Raw genomic sequence first — 24,841 nt, forward strand, 5'->3', positions numbered from 1 at the left:
GAGATGTTAGAAATACTTGGAACCATCGGCGGCAACGTATTGGGCCTACCCGGCATTCTGGGTCTGGCACTGGGCATGATGACCCGCCAATATTGGTTGGGGGCCCTATTGGGCGGTCTGGTAGGCCTGATCGCACCACTGCTTTTTGCCGGGTGGCAATTTTCCCATGTCGGAGCCATGGCGCTAATCATCGCGATCATCGTTGGCGTCTGTGCCGGTACCCTTGGCACCGCCATTCGCCGCAAGGGCGCGACAGTCTGAACAGGTCAACCCGGCAGCAATGTCGGGTTACCGACCCCAGTTTTCCGCCGGATCACTTTCGGCATAATCCCGCAGCAATGCTATATCCGATATCACAGCGTGGTTGCGGTTGATCTTTACCCCCACCGCCTTAAGCCTTGAAAACGCCCGGCTCAGGCTTTCGGGTTTCATACCCAGACGACCCGCGATCAGCATCTTGTCATATGGCAGCGATACTTCGCACTCACCCGCATCAGTGTCACAGAGGTTCAGCAAAAACTCGGCCACGCGCTGTGCACCGGTCTGCGCCTTGAGCTGTTCCAGCTGCGCCACCAGCGAGTGCAGATGGGTGAAGGTCGCGGCCAGGATCGAGATCCCGATCTCGGGGTCTTCCTTCATCAGCGAAATCAGGATTGGGCTAGGAATGTGCATGACATCACAGGCCGAAACGGCCTCGGCCGAGACCGGATAGGGCACGTTGCGCAGCGCCACGGCTTCACCAAAACTGTCGCCACGGGTAAAGACGCTGACTACCGCTTCGGCACCGGTTGGGGTCATGCGGAACAGCTTGACCCAACCCTCCAATACGACGTGTATGGCCTGCGCCGTTTCCTCCTGCAGGAATATCGTCTCACCACGGTCATACTGACGCCAGATCGCGTGGCTCAGCAGCGTTTCCACATGCTGTTCCGGTAAACTGCGCAGCAGCAGCGACTGACGTGCGATCGCTTTTTGTGCTTCGTGAGACAAGAGAATACCCCTGTTACTTCCTGCCGGCGCGCGCGCTCGGTTGGTCCATCCCTGTCCCACGCTATGCCAGAGCCGGCAGTTGTGCACCATAGTTTTATGTTGTGTAAACTTGACTATTGTCATGTTGCGGGTTGGTTCGCTGCCCTATTCTCGGCCCAAAGCCAGTATTCCGGGGAGCAAGTAACATGGACTACGAGCGTTATTTCAGTCAAAGCCTCAATGACCTTCGGGAAGAAGGGAATTATCGTGTTTTCATAGACTTGCAACGTCGTTGTGGTTCTTTTCCGAACGCACGCCAGACGGATGGCTCGGTCCAGCGGAATGTGCGGATCTGGTGCTCGAACGACTATCTCGGCATGGGTCAGCACCCCTCGGTGATCGGCGCGATGCATGACGCATTGGATCGCTGCGGCGCGGGGGCAGGCGGCACGCGGAACATATCAGGCACCACGCATGATCACGTGCTGCTTGAGGCCGAACTGGCGGATTTGCACGGAAAGGAATCCGCGCTTCTGTTTACTTCCGGGTATGTTTCGAATTGGGCAGCTCTTGGCACCCTCGCCGCAAAAATCCCCGACCTGATCGTGTTCTCTGATGCCCTGAACCACGCCTCGATGATCGAAGGCATCCGCCACTCGCGAGCGCAGAAGGTGATCTGGAAACACAACGATCTGGAAGACCTTGAGGCCAAGCTGGCCGCCGCTGATCCAGATGCACCCAAGATGATCGCCTTCGAGTCAGTCTATTCGATGGACGGCGACATCGCCCCCATCAAAGAGATCTGCGATCTGGCCGACAAATACGGCGCGATGACCTATCTGGATGAGGTTCACGCCGTCGGTCTTTATGGCCCGCGCGGCGGTGGCATTGCTGAACGCGAAGGTCTGATGGATCGTCTGACGGTGATCGAAGGCACGCTTGGCAAGGCGTTCGGTGTGGTGGGCGGATATATCGCTGCCTCAGCCGCGCTGTGCGATTTCGTACGCAGTTTTGCAAGCGGGTTCATCTTTACTACCGCGCTGCCGCCTTCGATTGCAGCCGGAGCTGCGGCCTCGATCCGGCATCTGAAACAATCAAATACTGAACGCGACCTGCAGAAAGCCCGTGTGGCGCAGGTTCGGGCCCGTTTGGATGCGGAAGGTATCCCTCATATCCCCAACCCCAGCCACATCATCCCGGTGATGGTGGGCGATCCGGTGAAGTGCAAATTCATCTCGGACACGCTGCTGGAAGAGTTCGGCATCTATATCCAGCCGATCAACTATCCCACGGTTCCAAAAGGGACAGAGCGTCTGCGGATCACGCCCTCGCCCGTACACACGGATGAAGATATCGACCATCTTGTCGGCGCGCTGTCTGCCCTCTGGCAACGCTGTCAGATCGCCCGGATGCCGATGGCGGCCCAGTAACAACGAAGCGCCCCCTAGCGTGACACTTCGCCGTCTCTTCGGAGGCGGCGTTTTTTGGTTAGATCAGGTAGAGGGCGAAGATGATGATGGCAAATCCTGTAGTCACCATGGTGAACCCCCGCAGCCAGGCCGGGCTGTTTGCGAGATCAAGATATCGAGCCAGTATGACGCGGCATTTCGCCAGTGCGAGGATCAGCATGCCGCCGGCCAGGACGGCAGGCGGGATGGGCAGCACAGTCAGCAAAGCAGATGCAACGCTGAGCGCCAGAAGGCTGAGCCATGCGCGTGTGAGCGCATTCGGGAGTCGCCGGCGGGCGTATTTAGGAAAAGATGAAGCTGCGGGCATCCGTATTATCCCAGCAGGTAGATCACGGGGAAAAGCAGGATCCAGACCAGATCGACCATGTGCCAGAGCTGCGCACCTGCCTCGATGTTGCGGGGATCATCGCGCCAAGCGACTAGCAGCAAGATGCCGACGCCTGCCAACACATGAGCGGCGTGGAAGCCGGTTAGCAGGTAGTAGAACAGGAAGAACGGGTGCGTCTCGTAGGTGATCCCTTGTGCGGCTTTGCCTGCGTATTCCACGCCTTTGATGATCAGAAACACGACGCCCAGCGCGGCGGCGGCGATCAGTGCCAGACGGGCGTCGAGCCGACGCGCGATCTGCCGCCAGCGCAGGGCCTGTGCGGCCAGATAGCCCGAGGTGACCAACACCGCTGTATTGAGCGCCGCTCCGGTACGATAAAGATGCGATTGTGCTTCGGCGAACCCGGCCGGATCGGTCAGCCGAACGCCCATGAAGGCAATCAGGCCAGCGCCGAATACCAGCAGTTCCGAGATGATCAGAACCCACATCAACAACTCGCCCGGAAGCTCGTCGATCAAAGAGGTATCACTCATGCGCCGACCAGTTGGCGGTAGATTTGCGGCAGGGCCATAGTCAGGCGGTGCGGATCGGGGATGACTGCAAATCCGCCTTGGCCGAACATGCGCGGGAACCAGCTTTTACCGGTTTTGTCGATGGTAACACCAAAGACCGATTGCCCGGCGCGGCGTGCCTCGCGGATGGCTTGGCGTGTGTCTTCGATACCGTGACGGCCTTCGTAATGGTCCAGATCGTTGGGTTTGCCATCGGTGATCACCAGTAGCAACCTGCGTTTGCGCGATTGACTGGCCAGATCAGCCGAGCAATGGCGGATCGCCGCACCCAGCCTTGTATAGTGGCCCGGACGCAGGGACGCGATGCGCTGTGCTACCAATCTACCCATCGGCTCATCGAACCGTTTGCAGCGCTGCACGTAGACGCGTTGGCGTTTCAGCGAGCTGAAAGCGTGAATGGCAAAATCGTCACCGCAGGCGTTCAGACCCCAGGCCAGCGCGGCCAGTGCCTCGCGTTCGATGTCGATCACGGCACGGCCTGTCACGGCGCTTTCGGTGGAGCGGCTGACATCCAGTAGGATCGAAACGGCCAAATCGCGGGCTTCGGGACGGGATTGCATCCAGACGCGTTCATTGCCTTCACCGCTGGCGTGGCGATCGGTTTCGGCACGCACGGCGGCCTCGATATCCAGTTGATCGCCGTCCAGATGGCCGCGGGTCATGACGCGGCCCGGGCGCAGCGCCTCGAACTGGCGTTTTACGGCACGAATGCGGCGGGCGGTGGCCGGGTCTTTGCCGAATTCAGCCGAGTCTTCGCGGATATCGGCATCCGACAGCAAGACGTTGACGTGATCCGGCAGGTACTGCCCCGTGCGCACGTCCCATTCAGGATAGAGGATGCGGCCTGAAAGACGCTCGCGATTCACGTCCTCGGGCGCGAGGTCCAGATGCAGTTTCAACTTGGTCGGCGGGGCTTTGGAAATCTGGCCCAGGCCGATCTCTTCCTGATCGTCGGCGGCTTTTTTGGCGTTATCGGGATCGTCGTCGTCGATGCGCCGGTTGATGTTCAGGAACTCGGCCCAGCTGAGGATCGCCTCGAACTTGTGCAGGATGAAACTGTCACTGCGGTTGGCCTGATCCGATTTACGGCGGCGGGCGCGGTGGGTTTTCTCCCCTGATTCCTCAGGTGGACCTTCAGTATCGGGGTTTTCGACCTCGTTGTGTTCGGAAAATCCGACGGCGCGCAGTTCGGGCCACAGCGGAACAGGGCGGAAATGCTGATATCCACGTGAGGCGGTCAGATCATCATCCAAGGTTAGAAGCTGCTCGGCCCGCTCTGACAGGGGTGCGGGATCGCCCAACATGTAACGGACCAATTCCTCGACCGCTGCCTCCACAGGAGGCAGGCCGGGGATGTCGCGGTGATGCAGCACACCCTTGCAAAGCTCGGCGTAAAGTGGGCGCAGGCCGGGGGCGTCGTCCAACGTTGCCTCGACCATGTTCTGCGCGGCGATCAACGCGCGCAGGTCAGCGCGCAGAGGGTCATCTTCATCAATCCGGGTTCCGGCATGGGCGGCAGCAGCGGCCAGCCAGACAAAAAGCGCGCCATTGGCTTCGCGCGCGGGGAAAACGGCCAGCCGGTCCGGCAGGCGCAGAACTTCGCCATCGAACGAGGCGCGCGGCATTAGCTCGGCCTCGGTTGCCAGCTTGCGGCGCCAGCTTAGACGGTGACGTGAAACCTCGGGTGAGACCGGGCGCAATTCAACGCCCGGACTACCCCCAAGCCCTCGGAAGAGGACGGCCAGCCGCCCTGCGACCTCAGAGAGGTCGACCGCGGCTCCATCATGCACCTCAGGTGCATCAAGGCGGCTGGCAAGGGTGTGCCACAGTTTCCCGATCGTTTCTTCGGGTTCCCATGGCTCAAAATCGATCCTGACCATCGGCCGGCCTCACCCAAAGACAGCCGTGACAAGATCGAGGAGCCCGCGTTTGATGTCCTCGTCATCAGTCAGAGGTTCAATCATAGCGGCAAGGATGGCGCGGTCGGTTGACATGCCCTGTGCGATTAGCGTCGCGGCATAGACAACCAGACGGGTGGAGACGCCTTCCTCAAGGTCCTGACCCTTGAGCCCGCGCAGCTTGTTCGCCAGCCGGATCAGGGGCTTGCAGCGTTCCAGCGCCAGCCCGCTTTCCTGCGCGACGACTTCGGCTTCCATCTCAGGCGATGGAAAGTCGAATTCCAGCGAGATGAACCGCTGCCTGGTCGAGGGTTTCAGGGTTTTCAGGATATTCTGGTATCCGGGGTTGTACGAGGCCACCAGCATGAAGCCGGGCGCGGCCTCAAGCTCTTCGCCGGTGCGGTCGATCGGCAGGATGCGCCGGTCATCGGTCAGCGGGTGCAGCACAACGGTGACGTCCTTGCGGGCTTCGACCACCTCATCAAGGTAGCAGATCGCGCCTTCGCGCACCGCACGAGTCAGAGGGCCATCAACCCAGACGGTTTCGCCGCCCTTCAACAGGTAGCGACCGATCAGGTCGGCGGCGGCGAGGTCATCGTGGCAGGCCACGGTGTAAAGCGGGCGGCCAAGCTTGGCAGCCATATGGGCCACAAAGCGGGTCTTGCCGCAACCTGTTGGGCCTTTCAGCAAGACCGGCAGGTCGTTGTTGTAGGCGGCGGTGAACACATCGCATTCATCGCTTTGGGCGAGGTAGAAGGGGGCGTTCGCCGCCCCCTCATTCAGTTTCATGGAGCCATCCATATCCATTACTCCGCAGGGGTTTCAGAGGCACCCGGTTCAATCACCTCTTTCCGGGGCACCCAGATCGAGTAGATGAACAGCAGCGCACCAAGGACCACGACCACACCAGAGCCAAGACGCATCCAGTAGAAGATCGCAATCTGGTCCTGCACCTCCATGAAGTAGTCACCGACCACACGTTGCATGTGAGTCTGCACGGTACCACCGAAGGTCAGGACGAAGGTCATGAAGACCATGCCGCTGGTCATAAGCCAGAACGAGCCCATGTTCAGAACCTGATTGTAGGGATCACGGTTCTTCAAGATCGGCATCGCATAGCTGAAGATCGCCAGGTTGAGGCAGACATAAGCACCGTAGAAAGCCAGGTGACCGTGGGCTGCGGTGATCTGCGTGCCATGGGTATAGTAGTTCACCCCGTGCAGCGTGTGCAGGAAGCCCCAGACACCGGCACCGAAGAAGGCAAGCGTTGCACAGCCCAGTGACCACAGCAGAGCAGCCTTGTTAGGGTGGTCACGACGGCCCTTCCAGACCATGACGAAGGCAAAGGCCATCATCGCGAAGAACGGGATCACCTCGAGGCTTGAGAAGATCGAACCGATCCACTGCCAATAGCCGGGTGTACCGATCCAATAGTAGTGGTGACCTGTCCCAAGGATGCCCGAGAACAGCGCGGCGGCGACGATGACATAGAGCCATTTCTCGACCACCTCACGGTCAACGCCCGTAAGCTTCAGCATCAGGTAGGCCAGGATCGAGGCCATGATCAGCTCCCATACGCCTTCGACCCATAGGTGGACGACATACCACCAGTATTGCTTGTCCAAGGACAGGTTGCCCGGGTTGTAGAAAGCAAACAGGAACAGCAGCGCCAGACCCCACAGACCCAACAACAGGATGTTGGTGATGGCAGTCTTCTTGCCCTTCAGAACGGTCATCGACACATTGTAAAGGAAGATCAACGCGGCCACGACAATACCCATCTTGACCCATTTGGGTTGCTCAAGGAACTCGCGCCCCTCTTTGCCCAGCAGCCAGTTGCCTTCGAACAGGTTGAAGACATAGGTCACAACCACGCCTAGCGTGCCGACCACAAGAATGATCAGCTGAAGATAAGCCAGCTTGGGTGAATGGATTTCACGTTCCGCCTCTTCCGGGATCAGGAAGTAGGCCGCTCCAAAGAAGCCAAGGATCAGCCAGACGATCAAAGAGTTGGTGTGAAGCATCCGCACGATGTTGAACGGCAGAAGCTCACTCAGGAAGTTCGGGAATACATAGATGAAACCGGCCAGAAGGCCGCCGATCACCTGTATCGCGAACAAGGCCATAGCTACCGCAAAGTAGGCATAGGCTATTTTTTGGGATTCGTATTTCATTGCTCCGTTCCCTTTCTCAGCCTGCCTCGTTGGGCGGCCAGCCCTGAGCGTCGATATTGTCGGTCCAGATCAGGAAGTTCGCCAGATCACGGATCTCTTCGTCGCTGAGGTTGAAATTGGGCATCTGTCGACGACCGGGAATGCCGGTCGGTTGTGCTTCCATCCAGCCCTTAAGTGCTTCAAAGGCTGATTCCGGGTCGTCCAGCACACCCCAACGGGTCATCACATTCGCGACTTCCGGCGCATAGTAGGCACCTTCACCCATGATAGTATGACAGTTGATGCAGGCGTGTTTTTCCCAGACATGCTTGCCCCGGACCACACTTTCATCAAGCTTTGCCGAATTCTCGGAGTTGACGATATACAAGTGCGAATGGGCCGACAGGGCCAGAAAGATGAGGATGAAGAACAGTGACCCGCCATAGAATATGTTGCGAGCCATGCTCTTTGTCATGACTTCTCGCATTGCGCTCTCCTTTGCGCAGATTAGCTAGTATGGAGACAATGCCGCGTGGGTAGTGGAGCTGCCTTAACGAAAGTCAAGACTGCAGAGGATGAGCGTTCCCCATTCCAAATCTTTGGTCATCAGAGGCCAACAACGATCTATCTTGACCAAACAACGGCAGAATCCCCTCATTAAACCGAAATTTTTAATCGAATAATAACCTTGAAAACTGCATTTAGGGTGGTCAGTCTCTTGCAGAATTCTTTGTCGGTCGGGGTTTTCCCTTCGGCCTGCGGTCCACTCAAGCCAGGCGGATAATATCAATGCCAATTAATATCTACGGTGCCTTTCGTACTGACACGACGATGACAGACAACACAGCGACCTTTGCGACGCTTGGGGCCACGTTTCAGATATCCCAATATAGCCAAATCACGATTGACGATGGTGCGGATGGGTCGGTTATTGAAGGCGACAATATCGTCAATGAATCCCCGAACGACGCGACCCAGACCTATTTGGGAGAGGTGTTTATCTGGGACTACACGATCGAAGTAAATGATGGCGTCAACACCTATCAGATCGGTGTTATGGACTGGGATGAAAACGGCGATGGGGATTTCGATTTTCCAACGGCTGAACAAGGTTATTTCATTGGCTTTATCGGTGATATTCCCCCGCTCAACACCACCCTGACTGTTGGCTCGGTTGTCGACAACGGCGCGAATATTGACGTAGATACCGTTGTTCCCTGCTTCTGCGCTGGCACGCTGATAGATACTCCGACCGGACCTCGCGCGATCGAAACACTATCCACTGGTGACAAAGTCGTCACCTTGGATCACGGTCCCCAAGTTATTCGTTGGATTGGATCGCGAACGCTTGATGCGTCTCAACTGGCTCGCAAACCCAGATTACGCCCTATCCGGATCGCCGCCGGTAGTCTGGGCAGCGGCCTGCCACGTCGCGATCTTTTAGTCTCACCCCAGCACCGCATGCTGATCCGTTCGAACATCGCGATTCGCATGTTCGACAGCGAGGAAGTCCTGGTCCCAGCCCACAAGCTTGTTGGCATCCCGGGAATTACTGTCGAGGAGGACGCTCAGAATGTCGTCTACCATCACATGCTCTTCGACCGGCATGAGATCGTGTTGGCCGAAGGTGCGCCATCCGAAAGCCTATTCACCGGGCAACAGGCGCTAAAGGCTATACATCCGGAAGCACTGGCTGAAATTGTTGCGCTTTTCCCTGAACTGGCCTCGCAGCAGCATCAACCTGTGGCTGCGCGCCAGATTCCCAGGCAGGGAAGAAAAATCCACTCATTGCTGCGACGTCACAAAAAAAACGACAGGGCCTTGATCCGACCGTCTTGATACGGATTCGTCGGCGCGCCTACAGTTAGGAAGCAATACGTGGCCCCGTCAAAGCAGGCCACATCGTGATCAAGTAAAGAACGATAGCGCTGATCCACAGACCGTCAGAAACCAACATCATGACCAGATACCCCTGGTCGGTCACTGAACCAACCCAGCGCAAAATAGCGGACGAAGCCATAAGACCGTAGGCGACTGCCATAGGTGGCGGGGCAACAAGTGCGCGGCCGCTATGGCCCAAAGCAGCCCGACTCATCACGGCTAGGGTCATGCCTCCGACACAACCGATTCCCAGAACGTGCAACGCGCCGATTTCGCTGCCGATACCCAGAACCGCCACCCCCCACAAAACCAGCCCCAGTGCCAGCATTCCCAGACCCAGATGCAGGGCAACCAACATCGGTTGACGTATGGCCCAGCGCGCGCGCCACCGTGACATGCGCAGGATTTGGGTTATGCCAAGCGCTACGGCCATGCCACCCGCTATCTTACCCAATCCGAAGAGAAAAACGCTGAGCGGTAGTAGCAGCGCCAATCCCATGCTGGCTTTGTCTAATGCAGCTACCGATACCGGCCACGCGGCTTCCGGCTCGCCCGCGCGCTTCATCGCATTCCGGGTGAAAGCTGGCGTTATACGTCCACCAAGTATCGCGATCATGCTGCACAGCGTCAGCAATCCTACACGCAATCCTATGTCCAGTGTACCGCCGGTAATGCCCATCCAATCAAGATGGGTCAACAGATTGGCAATCCAGAAATAGCTGAGCAACAACAGAAAGATCATGTTCTGCGGCTTGGGGCGTCGGATCAGTTGGCTTGCTATCTTTGCCGCCAGAATCGGTACAAAGGCCAGATCGAAGACAGCGACCAGACCCGGCGGCAGAGCCCCGGAGAACCACATCGCGATCCGTCCGGCCAACCAGATACCCGCGGCAATAACAATAAACTGTACCCTTGCTTCCGGCGTACCCGTCCAGTTTGGCACCGCTGTCAGTAGAAATCCTCCAAGGGCAGCCGTGGCATATCCAAATATCATCTCATGCGCATGCCACATGGGTGGGCTCATGGCATAGGTCGGATTTTCGTAACCGACCAACCCGGTCTGAGTGGTGAGCCACACACCCCAAGCACCACCCGCGAATAGACCGAATAGCCCCGCTGACAGAAAAAAGACGCGAAATCCTTCACCCAGTACCCGCGCGATCATTGCCGGCATGCCTGCTCTCCTCGGCCTTAGTGGCTGTTGGATCCGGTCTAACAAATCCGACTCGTTTGGGACTTAACCGAAATCAAGCATCCGGAAAAACATGACCCTAAAACATAGGTTTTTAACATGATTTTAAAGGCTAATCAGGACCTTCATTTTCCAGTTTGCGACCCTTCCGTTGACTTTCGTCAAGGAGTGATCGGCGCCAATGTTTCAGGCTGCAACCTGCCTCACCACGCAAATGGAGAGTGATCATGTCACTTGGAATCAGCTACGATAAGACCGGCCGCGCCTTTGGGGTCGGTTTGGCAATGCTGCTGGGCTCTGTCGCCGCGCCAGCATTTGCCGAAGAGCCAACGTTGAGCGACGAAGCATTTGAGTCGTCCAAGCAGCTCTATTTTGAACAATGCGCAGGTTGTCACGGCGTTCTGCGCAAAGGTGCGACCGGTAAGAACCTGGAACCACACTGGAAAAAAACTGCAGCAGACGGCACCGTCACAGAAGGTGGTACGCTTCAGCTGGGTCAGGAGCGCCTTGAAAAGATCATCGCCTGGGGAACCGAAGGCGGGATGAACAACTTCTCGGACATTATGACCGAGCAGGAAATCAAGGATATGGCGACATACATCATGATGGAGGCCCCCAAGCCGCCGGAAATGTCACTGGAGCAGATGAAAGAGACCCGCAAGGTCTATGTGGAAGAGGCCGACTATCCGACCGAGCCGCTGCATGGCCGCAACTGGGAAAACTTCTTCGTCGTCATCGAACGTGACGTGGGCAAAGTGGCTGTTATCGACGGCGACACCAAAGAAGTGCTGACTCACATCCCGACCGGTTATGCCGTACACGTTCTGAAAGCGTCTGAGCACCACTCGATCACCGAGCCGGAGCATCCAGGCCGCTTCTGGTACACGATGGGCCGCGACGGCAAGATGACCAAGATCGACCTCTGGCAGAAGCCAGAGAACATGTTGGTTTCCGAGGTCAAAATCGCCTATGACGCACGTGACGTTGCCGTATCCGGCGACGGTAAATACGTCATCGGTGGTGGTTACTGGCCGCCGCACTTCGCGATCGTTGACGCGCAGACCATGGAACCGGTCAAGGTCGTTTCGACACGCGGCACCAACGTAGACGGCGAGTATGTGGAAGAAGCCCGCGTAGCCGCGATCTACACCACGCCGAACGAACCCACCTGGATCGTTGCCGTGAAAGAGCTCGGCCAGTTGTGGCAGGTCGATTATACCGACCTGGACAACCTGCGGATCGACAAGATCAACTCGGCCAAGTTCCTGCATGACGGTTTCTTCGACCCGACAGGTCGGTACTTCCAGATCGCCGCGAACGCGTCGAACAAGATGGTCGTCGTCGACACCGAGACCCACAAGCTGGAAGCGATGATCGACACTGCAGCCCTGCCGCACCCGGGACCGGGCGCCAACTGGGTCGACCCGAACTGTGGTCCGGTGGCTGGTACAACCCACCTTGGTGTTGGTACCGTAACGGTCTGGGGTAACGACCCCGAAGGTCATCCGGATCAGGCCTGGAAAACCTGCTACGAAGTGGAAACAGACGGCCCCGGCCTGTTTGTCCGTACCCACCCGAACTCGGACTACATCTGGGCCGACCAGACCAAACACCCCGAGCCGGAAATTCAGCAGTCTGTTCAGGTCATCTCGAAAGAGACCGGTGAGATCGTGAAAACCATCCAGATCACCGAAGACGAAGGCAGCGCTGCTGTTCACTTCGAATTCAACGCGGATGGGACCGAGGTCTGGGTTTCCAAATGGAACCTGTCGGATTCGAAAGAACCCAATGGTCAGATCGTAATCTTCGACGCCAAGACGCTTGAAGAAATTGGTCGCATCGAAGGGCTTTATGCTCCGACCGGTAAGTTCAACGTCTACAACCGTTCGAACCACGTCACCTGACGGTTTGAGAACCAACACCGGAAAGGGCGGGCCCCTCGCCCGCCCTTTCCTCGTTTGACCCATCAGCCAAACTCACCGGCCTGCCATCAAAGGCCAGATAAGAAAGCCAAAACGGAGCCCGGATATGACCTCCGAACCGGATAAGAAAAAACCGATCTGGCGCCGGTATTTCCTGTGGGGAATGCCCGTGGCCGGTATTGCCGCAGCCTTTGTCGGCGGCATCATCTTCTGGGGCGGGTTCAACACCGCCATGGAAGCCACCAACACCAAGGATTTCTGTATCTCGTGCCACGAGATGCGCGATTTCGTCTATGAGGAATATACGGGCACGATCCATGACGTGAACCGTTCAGGCGTAGGCGCTGTCTGTTCCGACTGCCACGTGCCCAAGGACTGGACGCACAAGATCATCCGCAAGATCAAGGCGTCGAAAGAGCTTTACGGCAAGATGGTCGGCACCATCAACACACGCGAAAAGTTCGAAGCCAAGCGTGTACATCTGGCGATGAACGAATGGGAGCGGATGAAATCCACCGACTCGCGTGAGTGTCGCAACTGCCATGACTTCGAGTCGATGATGCCCGAGTTCCAAAAACCCCGTGCGCGTCAGCAGCACCTGAATGCGATGACCGTCGGGCAAACCTGTATCGACTGTCACAAAGGGATTGCACACTCGGACGCCCGGGATCGGGCTGACGAGGAGTATCTGGAAAAGCTTGAGGCCCCGAACCCGTCCTTTATCCGCGAGATACCGCCGGAATACCTGGCCAGCCTGGAACGAATCGAAGCCAAAGAAGCTGCTGAAGCTGAGGCCGAAAAAGCTGCCAAACAGGCACAGCATGAGGCCATGCAGGCACAGATTGCGGCGGCGGTGGATGCGGCGGTGGCCGAGGAGCGCGCCAAAGCCGGCGGCGAAGAGGCCGCAGCGCCTTCGGGTGGTGGAGGTGGCAGCGATGTCGGGACGGATATCGATTGGAACGCTGTGGCCGCCGCAGATCTCAAGCTGTTCTACCCCGGTCAAGCTTCGTTTGAATGGGTGCAGAATGGCAAATTCCACGGTGGAGCACGGCCGCTGACTAAAGGAGGTGATCAGTGCACGACCTGTCACGCCAAAGAGCTGGATACCATCGGCAACAAAATCGTCGCAGGTGGTGAGCTTGAGCCGACGCCGATCCCCGGCAAACGGGGCGTGATCGATGCGACCGTACAGGCCGCGCATGATGATCAGAACCTCTATGTCCGACTGCAGTGGCCGGATGCCGGGCACAATCCCGCACCTTTCGTTGATGGTGGCAAAATGGATCCTGACAACCAGATCAAGGTTGCCATGATGATCACCGGCACAGGGATCGAACTGGGCGAACAGGTGGGGTGTTGGGCGTCGTGCCACGCCGACAACAGCTATATGCCCTTTGATCCGGGTGCCGAGGCGATTGCCGCAAATGGCGATGTCTCGGGTCGGTTGAACACGCAGGACACGGTGACCAAGTACATCAGCGAAAGCCGGACCGAGGTCGAGATCAAGGGCCGTCGTGGCAAGGCGCTGGGTGGCTGGGACAAACTGCAATCCGCTGAGCAGATCGAGCAGTATCTGGCCGACGGCACCTATCTGGACCTGATGCGCGTCTATGCAGACGGCAGCGCCACCAACGGTTATCTGCTGGAACAGCGCGTGGTTAATGACGGCGAAATCGCCGCCTCGGCCAGCCTCGACGCGGGCATGTGGACCGTGGTCTTCACCCGCCCACTGAACTCGGGCGCGCCTGGTGACGTGCCACTGGAGGTCGGTCAGACCTACACAGTCGGCTTTGCTATCCACGATGACTTTGCCGCCGCGCGGTTCCACCACGTAACGCTGGATACCAGCCTGGCACTGGATGACGACAGCGCCTTCATCAACGTGGTCAAACAATAAGGAACAGGGGCCGGGCAAACCGGCCCCTTCCGCTTAGAAGAGGAGACTTGGACGATGAAACCCCAACACCTTCTTCCCGCTTTGCTGTTTATGGCCGCACCTGCCTGGGCGGATGAGACCGCCGAGCTGTGTGCTGAAGCCGAAGAGCGTTATGCCGAGCTGTTTGGTCAGCCCTCATCCTCCGTTGAGGATGCGGAAGTGGTGCTGATGTACAAATACACCTTCTGCCCCGTCGAGCTGACCGTGAAAGCTGGCACCACGGTGCGCTGGGTCAATGTGGACAAACGCACCAGCCACTCGGTCCTGCTGAAAGATGGCAGCGAACCCGAAAGCGACAGGCTGTTTCCTGAGGAAACGGTTGAACTGACCTTCCTCTCCCCCGGCCCGCAGGAATATTTGTGCGGACCCCATTGGGAGACGCAGAACATGATCGGCATGATCACCGTCGAACCCTGAGCCGAGGCACCTTACAGGCATGAGAGAGAGGAGCGCGGGATCAATTCCTGCGCTCCTTAACTTTAGTCAAGGAGGTTCCTTTTCGATTGCGCCAGTCTGGCCGCATGACACGCCCGGCTCACCCAGCAACGTCCCCTGATCGCGCAGGAATTCCGGGCTCCGAAGACATTCAGACCAAGCGAGTTTGCACATGAGCGGTAAGGTTTTTCTGATTGGCGCAGGCCCCGGTGACCCTGAACTGATGACCCTGCGCGCACTGCGGATGCTGCAAGAGGCGGATGTGGTTGTTTATGACCGTCTGGTCTCGGCCGATATCCTCAACTTGCATGCCGAGAGCGCACGGCTGATCCCGGTGGGAAAGGCCCCCAAATGCCATACAGTGCCGCAGGATCGCATCAACGAAATCCTGGTCGAAGAAGCAAGCGCCGGTCACACCGTTGCGCGGCTGAAAGGTGGCGACCCGATGATCTTCGGGCGTGGATCGGAAGAGGCGGCGCATCTGATGGCTAACGGCATCCCAGTCGAATATGCGCCGGGCATCACCGCCGCACAGGGGGCATCCTGCTCCACAGGCGTGCCGCTGACCCACCGCGGTCTGGCGACCTCGGTGCAATATGTCACTGGGCATCGGCAGGCCGACAAGGTGCTGGATCTGGATTGGAAACGTCTGGCCGACCCGGACTCGACGCTGGTCGTCTATATGGGCGTCGCCAATATCGGCCAGATCGCCATGGGGCTGATGACCGAGAACCTGCCCGGTTCGACCCCGGTGCTGGCAGTTGGCAAAGCCACCACACCGGATGAACACCGCATGGTGTCCCGGCTGGATCGATTGGCAGCGGATGTGCGCGACGCTGATTTGAAAGCACCGACGCTGTTCATCATCGGCAAGGTCGTATCGCTATACGCAGAACGGCCCGTGGCTGAACTTCTGGAGCAGGCGCATGGCTAAGTTTGGTTCCAGGCGATCAGGGGGCAGTCGGTCGCTGCCCGATGGTGCTGCCAAGGGCCCAGGTTGGACCGCGCGCGCTGTACTGACAACGGCTGTGCTTGTGGCCACATCTGCCTTTGCCGCCGACAATCTTGACCCCAACGCGCTAAAACGTCTTGTCCATCAGGACTGCGGCTCTTGCCATGGGCTGTCGTTGAAAGGCGGCCTCGGCCCTGATTTGAGATCCGAGACGCTGGAGCACTACGACGCGGACGTTCTGACCGGCGTAATTCTCGATGGCATCCCCGACACCGCGATGCCCCCATGGCGACCTTTGATCAGCGAAGAAGAGGCCGAATGGATCGCGCGTTATCTGCTGGCACAGGAGGCACAATGAAACAGCTCATCCTTTCCCTCGCCGCCACTTTGCTTATGTCAACCGCCCAAGCGGAACCCACCGCGACGGGCGATCTCGGCCTTGTCATTGAACGCGCCAAAGGCTCAGTTCTTCTGGTGGATCAATCCGACCGTGCCGCACTGGCCCGGATCGAAGGGTTGGGCGATCTGTCCCATGCCTCGCTGGTCTATTCACCCGATGAACGCTTTGCCTATGTTTTCGGGCGTGACGGTGGGCTGACCAAAGTGGATATCGTCACCCGCCAGATCGTGAACCGCATCGTACAAGCGGGCAATGCCATTGGCGGCGCGATTTCGGACGATGGCAAGCTGGTTGCCGTTTCGAACTATGAACCCGGCGGCGTGCGCGTGTTCGATGCGGACACGCTGGAAATGGTGGCTGACATCCCAACTGACAGCAAAACCATCGGTCTGGTCGACGCACCGGGCCGCCGGTTTGTCTTTACCATGTGGGATACGGGCGAGACCTGGATCGCCGATTTCGCCAAGGGCGACCCCGCAATCACCAAGATCACCGATATGGGCAAAAACCCCTATGACGCGCTGATCACTGCCAATGGCCGCACCTATATCACGGGTCTGTTCGGCGAGGACGGCCTGACTGCGCTGGACCTGTGGGCCGAGACGCCCGACCCCATCCGCGTGCTGCCCAATTACGGACGCGGACAGGAAGAGATGCCGGTTTACAAAATGCCTCACCTTGAAGGCTGGGCGCTGACCGGGCGCGAATTCGTGCTGCCGGCTGTCGGCCATCACGAGGTTCTCTGGATCGATTCCGACACCCTGACCGAGACCGGGCGCACGCAGACCCACGGCCAGCCGGTCTTTGCCATGGCCCGACCCGACGGTCGGCAGGTTTGGGTGAATTTCGCCCACCCGTTGAATGATACAATTCAGGTCATTGATTCAGTGAGCAAGGAAATCATCCACGAGTTCAAACCCGGCCCCGCCGTGCTGCATATGGAATTCACGCCTCGAGGGCATGAGGTTTGGATCAGCGTCCGCGATGCCAACAAAGTCATGGTCTACGACACCCAGACCTTTGAAAAGCTGCGCGAGATTGAGGCCGACAGCCCCTCGGGCATTTTCTTCACCGCGCGTGCGCACAGAACGGGGCTTTGACATGCAGCATATCACCGACCCGATCGACCGCCGACTTCTGGACGATTTCCAGCGTGATTTTCCCATCGTAGAGCGCCCGTTTCAGGTTCTGGCCAACGCGCTTGGGCTGGAAGAGGCAGAAGTGCTCGACCGTCTTGCGCGGATGCGCAAAACCGGACGCATAACGCGGGTTGGCGCGACGATTGCACCCGGCGCGGTTTCCGCCAGTACGCTTGCGGCTGTGGCGGCTCCGGAAGAACGGCTGGAAGAGGTCGCGGCGCTTATCGATGCGGAACCCGGTGTGAACCACAATTACCAGCGCGAGGATGACTGGAACCTTTGGTTCGTGGCCACCGGCCCGGACCGGGCACATGTGAACGACACCCTCGCCCGGATCTCGCAGCGCTCGGGGCTGCGGGTTCTGGATTTGCGACTGGTGCGGCCGTTCAACATTGATCTGGGCTTTCGTATGTCGGGCGAGACCCGCAATGCTCCTGGCCCGCGGAAAGTGGATCGTTCAGCCATGCGAGAGGGCGACCGACCCCTGTTGCAGGCCCTCAGTTCTGGCCTGTCGCTGGTCTCTGATCCTTACGCTGCGTTGGCTCGGACCCTGAACCGCGACACAGAAGACGTAATGGATCGCGTAGCCGCCTTGCACCGGGCCGGGATCGTCTCTCGCCTGGGCGTCATCGTACGCCACCGCGCTTTAGGCTGGTCCGCCAATGCAATGGTGGTCTGGGATATGCCGGCCGAGCAGGTCAGCAGCGCTGGCCCGGCACTGGCAGCGCATCCCGGTGTGACACTGTGCTATGAGCGCAACCCGGTCGAGGATATCTGGCCCTATCGCCTCTATTCCATGATCCATGCGCGTTCGCGCCCTGAGGCAATGGAGGTTTTGGCCGGGGCCGCCGCCCTGCCCGAACTATTTGGCGCGCAGCGCAAAGTACTGTTCTCGACCCGCTGTTTCAAACAGACCGGTGCATTGATCCAACCGAAGGAGGCCGCCGCATGAAGCTCGACGACACCGATCGCGCGATCCTGAACCGGATGCAGGATGACCTGCCGCTGACCTCGCACCCTTACACCGCAATTGCCGAGGAATTGGGGATTGCAGAGTCCGACCTATTGACCCGCCTCACACGGATGAAGGACGCGCGCGTAATCACCCGCTTTGGTCCCTTCTTTGACGCTGCTGCGATGGGCGGAGCCTTCTGTCTGTGCGCCATGGCCGTGCCCTCACAGGATTTCGAAAACGTCCTGACCAAAGTCAATGCGCATCCCGAGGTCGCGCATAATTATGAACGCACGCATCGGCTGAACATGTGGTTCGTTCTGGCGACCGAAACACCCGAAGGGATCGCAGCCACAGCCGAGGCTATCGCACGGGAAACCGGGATCGCGGTCCTGCAATTCCCCAAACTTCAGGAATTCTTCATCGGCTTCCGGGTGGCGGCATGATCGACGCAAAAGACAGAGAGATTATCGAGGCGCTGCAAGGCGGCCTGCCCCTTGTGCCCACCCCCTACGCGAAGGTGGCCGACGGCTTGGGCCTGGATGAAAAGACTCTGATGTCCCGTCTGGCCGATATGAAATCGCATGGCGTCATCCGGCGCATCGCGGCGGCCCCCAACCACTATAAACTGGGGATGACCTCGAACGGCATGACTGTGTGGGATGTCGACGATGACCGCGTCGCTGAGTTGGGCGCTCAGATTGGTGCGCTACCCTTCGTCACCCATTGCTATGAACGCCCGCGTGCCTTGCCTGACTGGCCTTACAATCTGTTCGCCATGGTGCACGGCACTGATCGCGACGAAGTCGAACAGAAACGCGCCGAGATTGCCGCCATCCTCGGAGATGCCTGCCGGGCCAAAGATATCCTTTGTTCCACGCGCATCCTGAAAAAGACCGGGCTGCGCCTGAAAAAGAAAGGCTGAGATATGTTCCGCCTGACCGAATACATGCACCAGCTCGTGCAACCGACCCCTGTGCGCAGACGCCGCCCCGGCCCGGTGAAACCGGTGGTGATCTGGAACCTGACGCGGCGTTGCAATCTGAAATGCCGCCATTGCTATACCGTCTCGGCGGATGTCGCGTTCCCCGGTGAGCTCAGCCATGAGCAAGCCATGGTAACCCTTGAGGATCTGGGCCAGTTTCGCGTCCCGGCCCTGATCCTCTCGGGTGGGGAACCGCTGGATCGGTTCGATTTCTTCGACATCGCCAAACGCGCGCGTGATCTGGTGCCGATGCTGGCACTGTCGACCAACGGCACACGGATTTACGACGAAACCGCCGACATGATTGCCGACGTGGGCTTCAACTATGTCGGCATCTCGCTAGACGGAATCGGGGCCACGAACGACTGGTTCCGAGGCGTTGAAGGCGCCTTTGCCGACGCCCTGCGCGGTGTGCGCGAATGCAAAAAACGCGGCATCAAGGTAGGTCTGCGGTTTTGCCTGACAGAGGGCACGCAACATCACCTGCCTGATCTGTTACAGCTGTGCGATGATGAAGGGGTCGACAAGTTCTACCTGTCTCACCTCGTCTATGCCGGGCGCGGCGACAAGAACCGAGGTGAGGATGCCGAGCATCTGCGTACTCGTAAGGGTCTGGATTTGCTGCTGGAACGCGCGTGGGAGGCTGCATCTGGCGGTCGCCCTCTGGATATCGTAACAGGCAATAACGACGCCGATGCGGGATATTTTCTGAACTGGGTCCGGGCACATTTCGACGATGACAAAGCCGCCCATGTGCGGGAACATCTGGCTGCATGGGGCGGAAACTCCAGCGGGCTTGGTGTGGCCAATATCGACAATCTGGGACGCGTGCATCCCGACACTTATTGGTCCGACTACACGATCGGCAATGTGAAGACTAAGTCGTTCTCAGAGCTTTGGACTGGTGACGACCCGATGCTGGCCATGCTGCGCACCCGTCCGCGCCCTCTGAAAGGGCGTTGCGGGGCCTGTCAGTTAAAGGATGTCTGCGGTGGCAATACCCGCATCCGGGCGCTGCAACTTACTGGTGATCCGTGGGCCGAAGATCCGGCCTGCTATCTGTCGAACGAAGAAATCGGCGTGGACGGCGCGGGCGAGCGCCTGCAGGTCACACCGTTCCGGGGGAAAAGCCATGATCCGGCGCATCAGTTCTTTTGACACTCTGAAAATCGGCACTTTCTGCTCGCTGCTGCTGGCGGGCACCGCATGGGCCGATGCCCCGTCTGATTACGCCGAGCATTGCGCCTCATGCCATGGCGAGAACCGCCTGGGTGGGGTCGGTCCGGCGCTAATCCCCGAAACGCTGAAACGAATGCGGGGGCCGCGCGTGGCTGCCGTGATCGCCGAGGGGCGCATCGCGACACAGATGCCTGCGTTTTCGCATGAGCTGGATGCGCTGCAGATCGAGGAGCTGGCAGGGTGGCTGAAGTCGCCGCTGGAGACCGATCCCGAATGGGGTGAGGCCGATATTATGGCCAGCCTTACTCTGGACGAGGATTATGCGCCAGTGGACGCGCCTGTTTGGAACAGCGATCCTATGAACATCACTCTGGCCGTTGAGACCGGCGATCACCATGTCAGCGTTCTGGATGGGGATACTTTCGAGGTTCTGGACCGGTTCGAGACACCTTTTGCCGTGCATGGCGGGCCGAAGTTCAGCCCGGACGGGCGCTATGTCTTCATCATGTCCCGCGATGGCTGGGTGCAGAAATATGACATCTGGGCGCTGAAACAGGTGGGCCGCGTGCGTGCGGGCTTGAACAGCCGCAACATCGCCATGTCAGGAGACGGCAAGTGGGTGGCCGTGGCGAACTATTTGCCGAACTCTCTGACACTGCTATCCACCGAACACCTGTCTGTAGCGAAAGTCATTGATGTAAAAAGCAAAAAAGGAAAACCCAGCCGCGTCTCGGCGGTCTATCAGGCACCGCCGCGCGAAAGCTTCGTTCTCGCGCTGAAAGACGTGCCCGAGATTTGGGAAGTATTCTACGGGGCGAACCCACCGCAATCCGGTTTGGGGCATGATTTCCGCATTGAGGGTCAGTTCAAGAACCCCGATCCCTTCCCGGTGCGCAAGATTACCACGCCCGATTATCTGGACGATTTCTTCTTTGACCAGAGCTATGAATACGTCATGGGCGCCTCGCGCGATGGCAAGGGCGGGCAGGTGATCGATCTGGTGATTGGCCACAAAGTGGCTGATCTGGACCTGCCTGGGATGCCTCACCTAGGTTCGGGGATTACCTGGAAACATGGCGATTCCACCGTGATGGCGACGCCGCATCTGACCGATGGCACTGTGTCGGTGATCGACATGGAGACATGGGAAACCGTCAAGCGGATCAAGACCGAAGGGCCGGGGTTTTTCATGCGCAGCCATGAGAATTCGCCCTATGTCTGGGCCGACGTGTTCTTCGGGCCGAACAAGGACGCCATGCATGTGATCGACAAGCAAAGTCTTGAAATCGTAAAGACTTTACGCCCTGCGCCGGGTAAGACGGTAGCCCATGTGGAGTTCACGAAGGATGGCAGCCACGCGCTGGTTTCGATCTGGGAGGATGACGGCGCGGTGATCGTCTATGACGCGCAGACGCTGGAAGAGGTCCGTCGCCTGCCGATGCGCAAACCGTCTGGGAAGTACAATGTCTGGAACAAAATCACCTTCTCGGAAGGCACCAGCCACTGAGGGTAAATGGCCGGTCTGGAAGCTGGCCATGCTGCTTTACCCGGCCACGGCTCTGACCGTGGCCATCAACCTGTTTCTGGCCGGTCTGATCCTGCACAGCGCTGGATTTGGTGCCATTGGGCCGGTACCCGCGATCCTGTGGTCGATCCCATTGGGCATACCTGCCGCGTGGTTGGCGGGGCGTTGGGTGCGCGGGTTGATGGATGAGGCAGATGGTTGATTTCAAATGTTAAAATCGAAAATTTCCAGAACCTGACCTAAGTCAAGTATCGCGCCGAGAGAATCCCCTAGAACACGCAGCATAGCTTCCCGAGTCGGAGTCTCCATGCCTGCCCTCGTCCCTTTGCACAATCTCCCTGCCCGTGCGGTTCGCGCGGCAGCTGGGTTGGCGGGCATGCTCCTTCTTTTGTTGCAGACCTTTGGACCGGCGCTGGCGAGTCCCGGTAAAAGTGTCTGGGTGGAGATCTGCTCGGAAGGCGGCGCGGTCTGGGTTGAGGTTGACCTTGAGGAGGACACCGAAGACCCGACCGCGTACTGCCCCAAATGCGCCGATTGCGCGCTGTGCGCGGTCACCAGCGCGGCACCCGTGCCCGAGCTGGCGCAGGTGCCGCAAATCGGAATCTTCCGTGTTGTACAGGTTCAGAACAGCAAATCTTCCGTGTTGTACAACTCGGATCGGCTGTGGCCCGAAACCCGGGGACCCCCGTGCCCAACCCAAGAAACAACTGAACGCGCCCCGCGCGCGTCCATGGCGTCTACCCTAAGTATCGGAGGTGCGCCGTGGTCGTAAGTCGCGCAATCCATTTCCTGCTGGCCCTTGCCCTGTCCTGCCTGATGGCGATCAGCGCCCAAGCCGACAGCCTTGCCAGCTTCCTGCCCGAGCTTGAACCCGCCGATCTGGCCCCCGGTGCCGATGCCTTTGGGCCGGTCCGCGATGACGTTCCGGTTGCGCCCGTTCTTAAGGGCGGCGAGACCGTTGCCTGGGCCTTCCTGACTTCTGACTTCGTGGGCACCACCGGATATTCCGGCAAACCGATCCATGTGGTTGCCGCCATCGATGACGACGCGGTGTTGACCGGTGTGCAGCTGGTCAAGCACTCGGAACCCATCGTTCTGATCGGCATCCCAAACTCGCGCATGGTTGAGCTGACCGAAGGCTATGCCGGTCTGGACCTGAAGGTTGAGGCTGAAACCGGCGGCGAGGGGCATGACCTCGACATTATCTCGGGTGCGACCGTAACGATCATGGTGATCGATGACAGCCTCGTGCGTGGTGGGATCAAGGTGGCGCGTGCGCTGGGGCTGGGCGGATTGTCTCCGCTACAGGCAGACGGGCCGAAACGCGAAGTCGATATGGCAAAGGACGCTGTATATGACTGGACAACGCTATCGGGCGACGGCTCGATCCGGCGGCTGACACTGGATGTGGGACAGGTCAACGCAGCCTTTGAAGCCACTGGCGATCAGCGCGCCATCAAACGCCCTGAACCGGGCGAGCCAGATGACACATTCATCGACATGCACGTGGCGCTGGTCTCGGTTCCATCGATCGGCAAATCACTGTTGGGCGAGGCCGAATATCAGAACCTTGTCGAATGGCTGGACGAGGGCGAACAGGCCATTCTGGTGCTGGGGCGCGGGTCCTACAGCTTCAAGGGATCAGGGTATGTCCGCGGCGGAATCTTCGACCGGATTCAGCTTATACAGGGCGACAATTCGGTGCGGTTCTTCGACAAGCAGCAAGAGCGCCTTGGCCGGGTTGCCGCCCCGGATGCGCCCAGTTTCACCGAGCTGGATATCTTCAAGATCCCCACTGAGGCCGAGTTCAACCCGGCCGAGCCGTTCCGCTTGCAATTGCTGGTGCAACGGGCCGTGGGTGCGGTCGAAAAAACCTTCCTGACCTTCGATCTGGGCTACAAACTGCCCGAGCAGTATCTGTTGCCGGTCGCAGCCCCCACCGTTGTGGATGACGCCACTGGCGAAGCCGCCGCGAAAGCCGCCTTGTGGAAACGCATCTGGAAGGATCGCACGGTCGAGATTGCCGGTCTGGGCGTCATGTTGCTGGTGCTGACCGCAACCTTCTTCTTCCAGTTCCACGCCACGATGGACGCACGGGTCTTTTACTGGTTCCGTATCGGATACCTGACCCTGACCCTGTTCTTCATCGGCTGGTACGCCAATGCGCAGCTGAGCGTTGTGAACCTGATGGCGCTGGCCGGCAGCTTGCGAACCGGTTTCAGCTGGGATGCCTTCCTGCTGGACCCACTGGTCTTTATCCAGTGGTTTGCCGTGGCCGCCGCCCTGTTGTTCTGGGGACGCGGGGCTTATTGCGGCTGGCTGTGCCCGTTTGGTGCGCTGCAGGAACTGACCAACAAGATCGCGCGCGCGCTGAAAGTGCCACAATGGACGCTGCCATGGGGACTGAACGAACGTCTGTGGCCAGCGAAATACATGATCTTCCTTGGCCTCTTCGGGCTCAGCTTTGTCTCGATCCCGCTGGCTGAGACCTATGCCGAGATCGAGCCGTTCAAGACCGCCATCATTCTGAAGTTCATGCGCGACTGGCCCTTTGTGGTCTTTGCGCTGACCCTGCTGGGGATCGGGTTGTTCATCGAACGGTTCTATTGCCGCTACCTCTGCCCGCTGGGCGGAGCGCTGGCGATCCCCGCCCGAATTCGCATGTTCGACTGGCTGCGCCGCTACAAGGAATGCGGCAGCCCGTGTCAGACCTGCGCCAACGAATGCCCCGTTCAGGCCATCCACCCAACTGGTGAGATCAACCCGAACGAGTGCGTCACCTGCCTGCATTGTCAGGTGCTCTACCAGTCCGAGGACAAATGTCCCGTCGTTATCCGCCAGCTTAAACGGCGGGCCAAGACAGGGTCGGTCAACATCAAGACCCCCCTCGGGCAACCACCGGCGAACCATCCGAACGCCAAACCGCAATCCGTTTCCTAAAAGGAGGAACGATC

25 protein-coding genes are annotated in these 24,841 nt (G+C 58.9%); 17 read left to right on the forward strand and 8 right to left on the reverse strand.

Translation table 11 applies throughout. The features are described from left to right. Positions 1–3 precede the first annotated feature (3 nt). Positions 4–261 carry a hypothetical protein gene (locus tag ACR0IU_RS17680; RefSeq protein WP_010443117.1) on the forward strand — a complete coding sequence of 86 codons (258 nt, stop codon included), beginning with the start codon at positions 4–6 and terminating at the stop codon, positions 259–261. A 27-nt stretch (positions 262–288) separates the two neighbouring features. Here the strand turns inward: ACR0IU_RS17680 and ACR0IU_RS17685 are convergent, their stop codons facing one another. Then, positions 289–990: a Crp/Fnr family transcriptional regulator gene (locus ACR0IU_RS17685; protein WP_170471352.1), complete on the reverse strand. Its 702-nt coding sequence runs from the start codon at positions 988–990 to the stop codon at positions 289–291. Positions 991–1,175: 185 nt separating this feature from the next. Here ACR0IU_RS17685 and hemA point away from each other — a divergent pair, with 185 nt between their 5' ends. Next, complete coding sequence (hemA, locus tag ACR0IU_RS17690; protein ID WP_480717167.1) at positions 1,176–2,399, forward strand: 5-aminolevulinate synthase; 1,224 nt, start codon at positions 1,176–1,178, stop codon at positions 2,397–2,399. Positions 2,400–2,457: 58 nt separating this feature from the next. Here hemA and ACR0IU_RS17695 read toward each other — a convergent pair whose 3' ends face one another. Genes ACR0IU_RS17695 through ACR0IU_RS17720 form a run of 6 tightly spaced genes read right to left on the reverse strand, consistent with a single transcriptional unit; the run spans position 2,458 to position 7,876 of the window. Next, complete coding sequence (locus ACR0IU_RS17695) at positions 2,458–2,745, reverse strand: cytochrome C oxidase subunit IV family protein (RefSeq protein ID WP_480717168.1); 288 nt, start codon at positions 2,743–2,745, stop codon at positions 2,458–2,460. 5 nt (positions 2,746–2,750) lie between these two features. Then, positions 2,751–3,299, reverse strand: coding sequence for a cytochrome c oxidase subunit 3 (locus ACR0IU_RS17700; protein ID WP_480717169.1), 549 nt, complete (start codon positions 3,297–3,299; stop codon positions 2,751–2,753). Continuing rightward, positions 3,296–5,218, reverse strand: coding sequence for a nitric oxide reductase activation protein NorD (locus tag ACR0IU_RS17705; protein WP_480717170.1), 1,923 nt, complete (start codon positions 5,216–5,218; stop codon positions 3,296–3,298). Before ACR0IU_RS17705 ends, ACR0IU_RS17700 begins: the two co-directional genes overlap by 4 nt. Positions 5,219–5,227: 9 nt before the next feature. Continuing rightward, positions 5,228–6,037 (reverse strand): AAA family ATPase, encoded by an 810-nt coding sequence (locus ACR0IU_RS17710; RefSeq protein WP_480717171.1) that lies wholly within the window; start codon positions 6,035–6,037, stop codon positions 5,228–5,230. 5 nt (positions 6,038–6,042) lie between these two features. Further along, positions 6,043–7,410, reverse strand: coding sequence for a cbb3-type cytochrome c oxidase subunit I (locus tag ACR0IU_RS17715; RefSeq protein WP_480717172.1), 1,368 nt, complete (start codon positions 7,408–7,410; stop codon positions 6,043–6,045). A gap of 16 nt (positions 7,411–7,426) precedes the next feature. After that, positions 7,427–7,876 carry a c-type cytochrome gene (locus ACR0IU_RS17720; RefSeq protein WP_010443109.1) on the reverse strand — a complete coding sequence of 150 codons (450 nt, stop codon included), beginning with the start codon at positions 7,874–7,876 and terminating at the stop codon, positions 7,427–7,429. 302 nt (positions 7,877–8,178) lie between these two features. Between ACR0IU_RS17720 and ACR0IU_RS17725 the strand changes: the two genes are divergently transcribed. Continuing rightward, the gene (locus ACR0IU_RS17725) at positions 8,179–9,228 is read left to right on the forward strand and encodes a Hint domain-containing protein (protein ID WP_480717173.1); all 1,050 of its coding nucleotides are present in this window, start codon (positions 8,179–8,181) and stop codon (positions 9,226–9,228) included. Positions 9,229–9,253: 25 nt separating this feature from the next. Here ACR0IU_RS17725 and ACR0IU_RS17730 read toward each other — a convergent pair whose 3' ends face one another. Next, positions 9,254–10,444: an NnrS family protein gene (locus ACR0IU_RS17730; protein WP_480717174.1), complete on the reverse strand. Its 1,191-nt coding sequence runs from the start codon at positions 10,442–10,444 to the stop codon at positions 9,254–9,256. A 245-nt stretch (positions 10,445–10,689) separates the two neighbouring features. On the opposite strand from ACR0IU_RS17730, the gene ACR0IU_RS17735 reads away from it, so the two are divergent. The 14 genes from ACR0IU_RS17735 to ACR0IU_RS17800 all read left to right on the forward strand — a co-directional run bounded on the left by ACR0IU_RS17735 (position 10,690) and on the right by ACR0IU_RS17800 (position 24,827). Next, positions 10,690–12,366, forward strand: a complete 1,677-nt coding sequence (locus tag ACR0IU_RS17735) for a cytochrome D1 domain-containing protein (RefSeq protein WP_010443106.1) — start codon at positions 10,690–10,692, stop codon at positions 12,364–12,366. A 124-nt stretch (positions 12,367–12,490) separates the two neighbouring features. Further along, positions 12,491–14,281 (forward strand): NapC/NirT family cytochrome c, encoded by a 1,791-nt coding sequence (locus ACR0IU_RS17740; RefSeq protein WP_480717175.1) that lies wholly within the window; start codon positions 12,491–12,493, stop codon positions 14,279–14,281. A gap of 54 nt (positions 14,282–14,335) precedes the next feature. Next, positions 14,336–14,737 carry a cupredoxin domain-containing protein gene (locus tag ACR0IU_RS17745; protein WP_480717176.1) on the forward strand — a complete coding sequence of 134 codons (402 nt, stop codon included), beginning with the start codon at positions 14,336–14,338 and terminating at the stop codon, positions 14,735–14,737. 190 nt (positions 14,738–14,927) lie between these two features. After that, positions 14,928–15,689, forward strand: a complete 762-nt coding sequence (gene cobA, locus ACR0IU_RS17750; protein ID WP_480717177.1) for a uroporphyrinogen-III C-methyltransferase — start codon at positions 14,928–14,930, stop codon at positions 15,687–15,689. Continuing rightward, positions 15,682–16,065, forward strand: a complete 384-nt coding sequence (locus tag ACR0IU_RS17755) for a c-type cytochrome (RefSeq protein ID WP_480717178.1) — start codon at positions 15,682–15,684, stop codon at positions 16,063–16,065. The genes cobA and ACR0IU_RS17755 overlap by 8 nt, the downstream gene beginning before the upstream one ends. Further along, positions 16,062–17,207, forward strand: coding sequence for a cytochrome D1 domain-containing protein (locus ACR0IU_RS17760; protein ID WP_480717179.1), 1,146 nt, complete (start codon positions 16,062–16,064; stop codon positions 17,205–17,207). The genes ACR0IU_RS17755 and ACR0IU_RS17760 overlap by 4 nt, the downstream gene beginning before the upstream one ends. 1 nt (position 17,208) lies before the next feature. Continuing rightward, the gene (gene ahbB / locus ACR0IU_RS17765) at positions 17,209–18,198 is read left to right on the forward strand and encodes a siroheme decarboxylase subunit beta (RefSeq protein WP_010443100.1); all 990 of its coding nucleotides are present in this window, start codon (positions 17,209–17,211) and stop codon (positions 18,196–18,198) included. Further along, positions 18,195–18,644: an Lrp/AsnC family transcriptional regulator gene (locus ACR0IU_RS17770; RefSeq protein WP_480717180.1), complete on the forward strand. Its 450-nt coding sequence runs from the start codon at positions 18,195–18,197 to the stop codon at positions 18,642–18,644. Before ahbB (ACR0IU_RS17765) ends, ACR0IU_RS17770 begins: the two co-directional genes overlap by 4 nt. Beyond that, positions 18,641–19,123 carry a siroheme decarboxylase subunit beta gene (gene ahbB / locus ACR0IU_RS17775; RefSeq protein WP_480717181.1) on the forward strand — a complete coding sequence of 161 codons (483 nt, stop codon included), beginning with the start codon at positions 18,641–18,643 and terminating at the stop codon, positions 19,121–19,123. The genes ACR0IU_RS17770 and ahbB (ACR0IU_RS17775) overlap by 4 nt, the downstream gene beginning before the upstream one ends. A 3-nt stretch (positions 19,124–19,126) precedes the next feature. Continuing rightward, the gene (gene nirJ / locus ACR0IU_RS17780; protein ID WP_480717182.1) at positions 19,127–20,341 is read left to right on the forward strand and encodes a heme d1 biosynthesis radical SAM protein NirJ; all 1,215 of its coding nucleotides are present in this window, start codon (positions 19,127–19,129) and stop codon (positions 20,339–20,341) included. Then, the gene (locus ACR0IU_RS17785; RefSeq protein WP_480717183.1) at positions 20,316–21,869 is read left to right on the forward strand and encodes a cytochrome D1 domain-containing protein; all 1,554 of its coding nucleotides are present in this window, start codon (positions 20,316–20,318) and stop codon (positions 21,867–21,869) included. Before nirJ ends, ACR0IU_RS17785 begins: the two co-directional genes overlap by 26 nt. 28 nt (positions 21,870–21,897) lie before the next feature. After that, positions 21,898–22,089, forward strand: a complete 192-nt coding sequence (locus tag ACR0IU_RS17790) for a hypothetical protein (protein WP_480422720.1) — start codon at positions 21,898–21,900, stop codon at positions 22,087–22,089. Between the two features lie 105 nt (positions 22,090–22,194). Next, the gene (locus ACR0IU_RS17795; protein WP_480717184.1) at positions 22,195–22,659 is read left to right on the forward strand and encodes a DUF2946 family protein; all 465 of its coding nucleotides are present in this window, start codon (positions 22,195–22,197) and stop codon (positions 22,657–22,659) included. 44 nt (positions 22,660–22,703) lie between these two features. Beyond that, the gene (locus ACR0IU_RS17800; protein ID WP_480717196.1) at positions 22,704–24,827 is read left to right on the forward strand and encodes a 4Fe-4S binding protein; all 2,124 of its coding nucleotides are present in this window, start codon (positions 22,704–22,706) and stop codon (positions 24,825–24,827) included. Positions 24,828–24,841: the final 14 nt, after the last annotated feature.

Source organism: Ruegeria sp. CL5 (assembly GCF_056536485.1).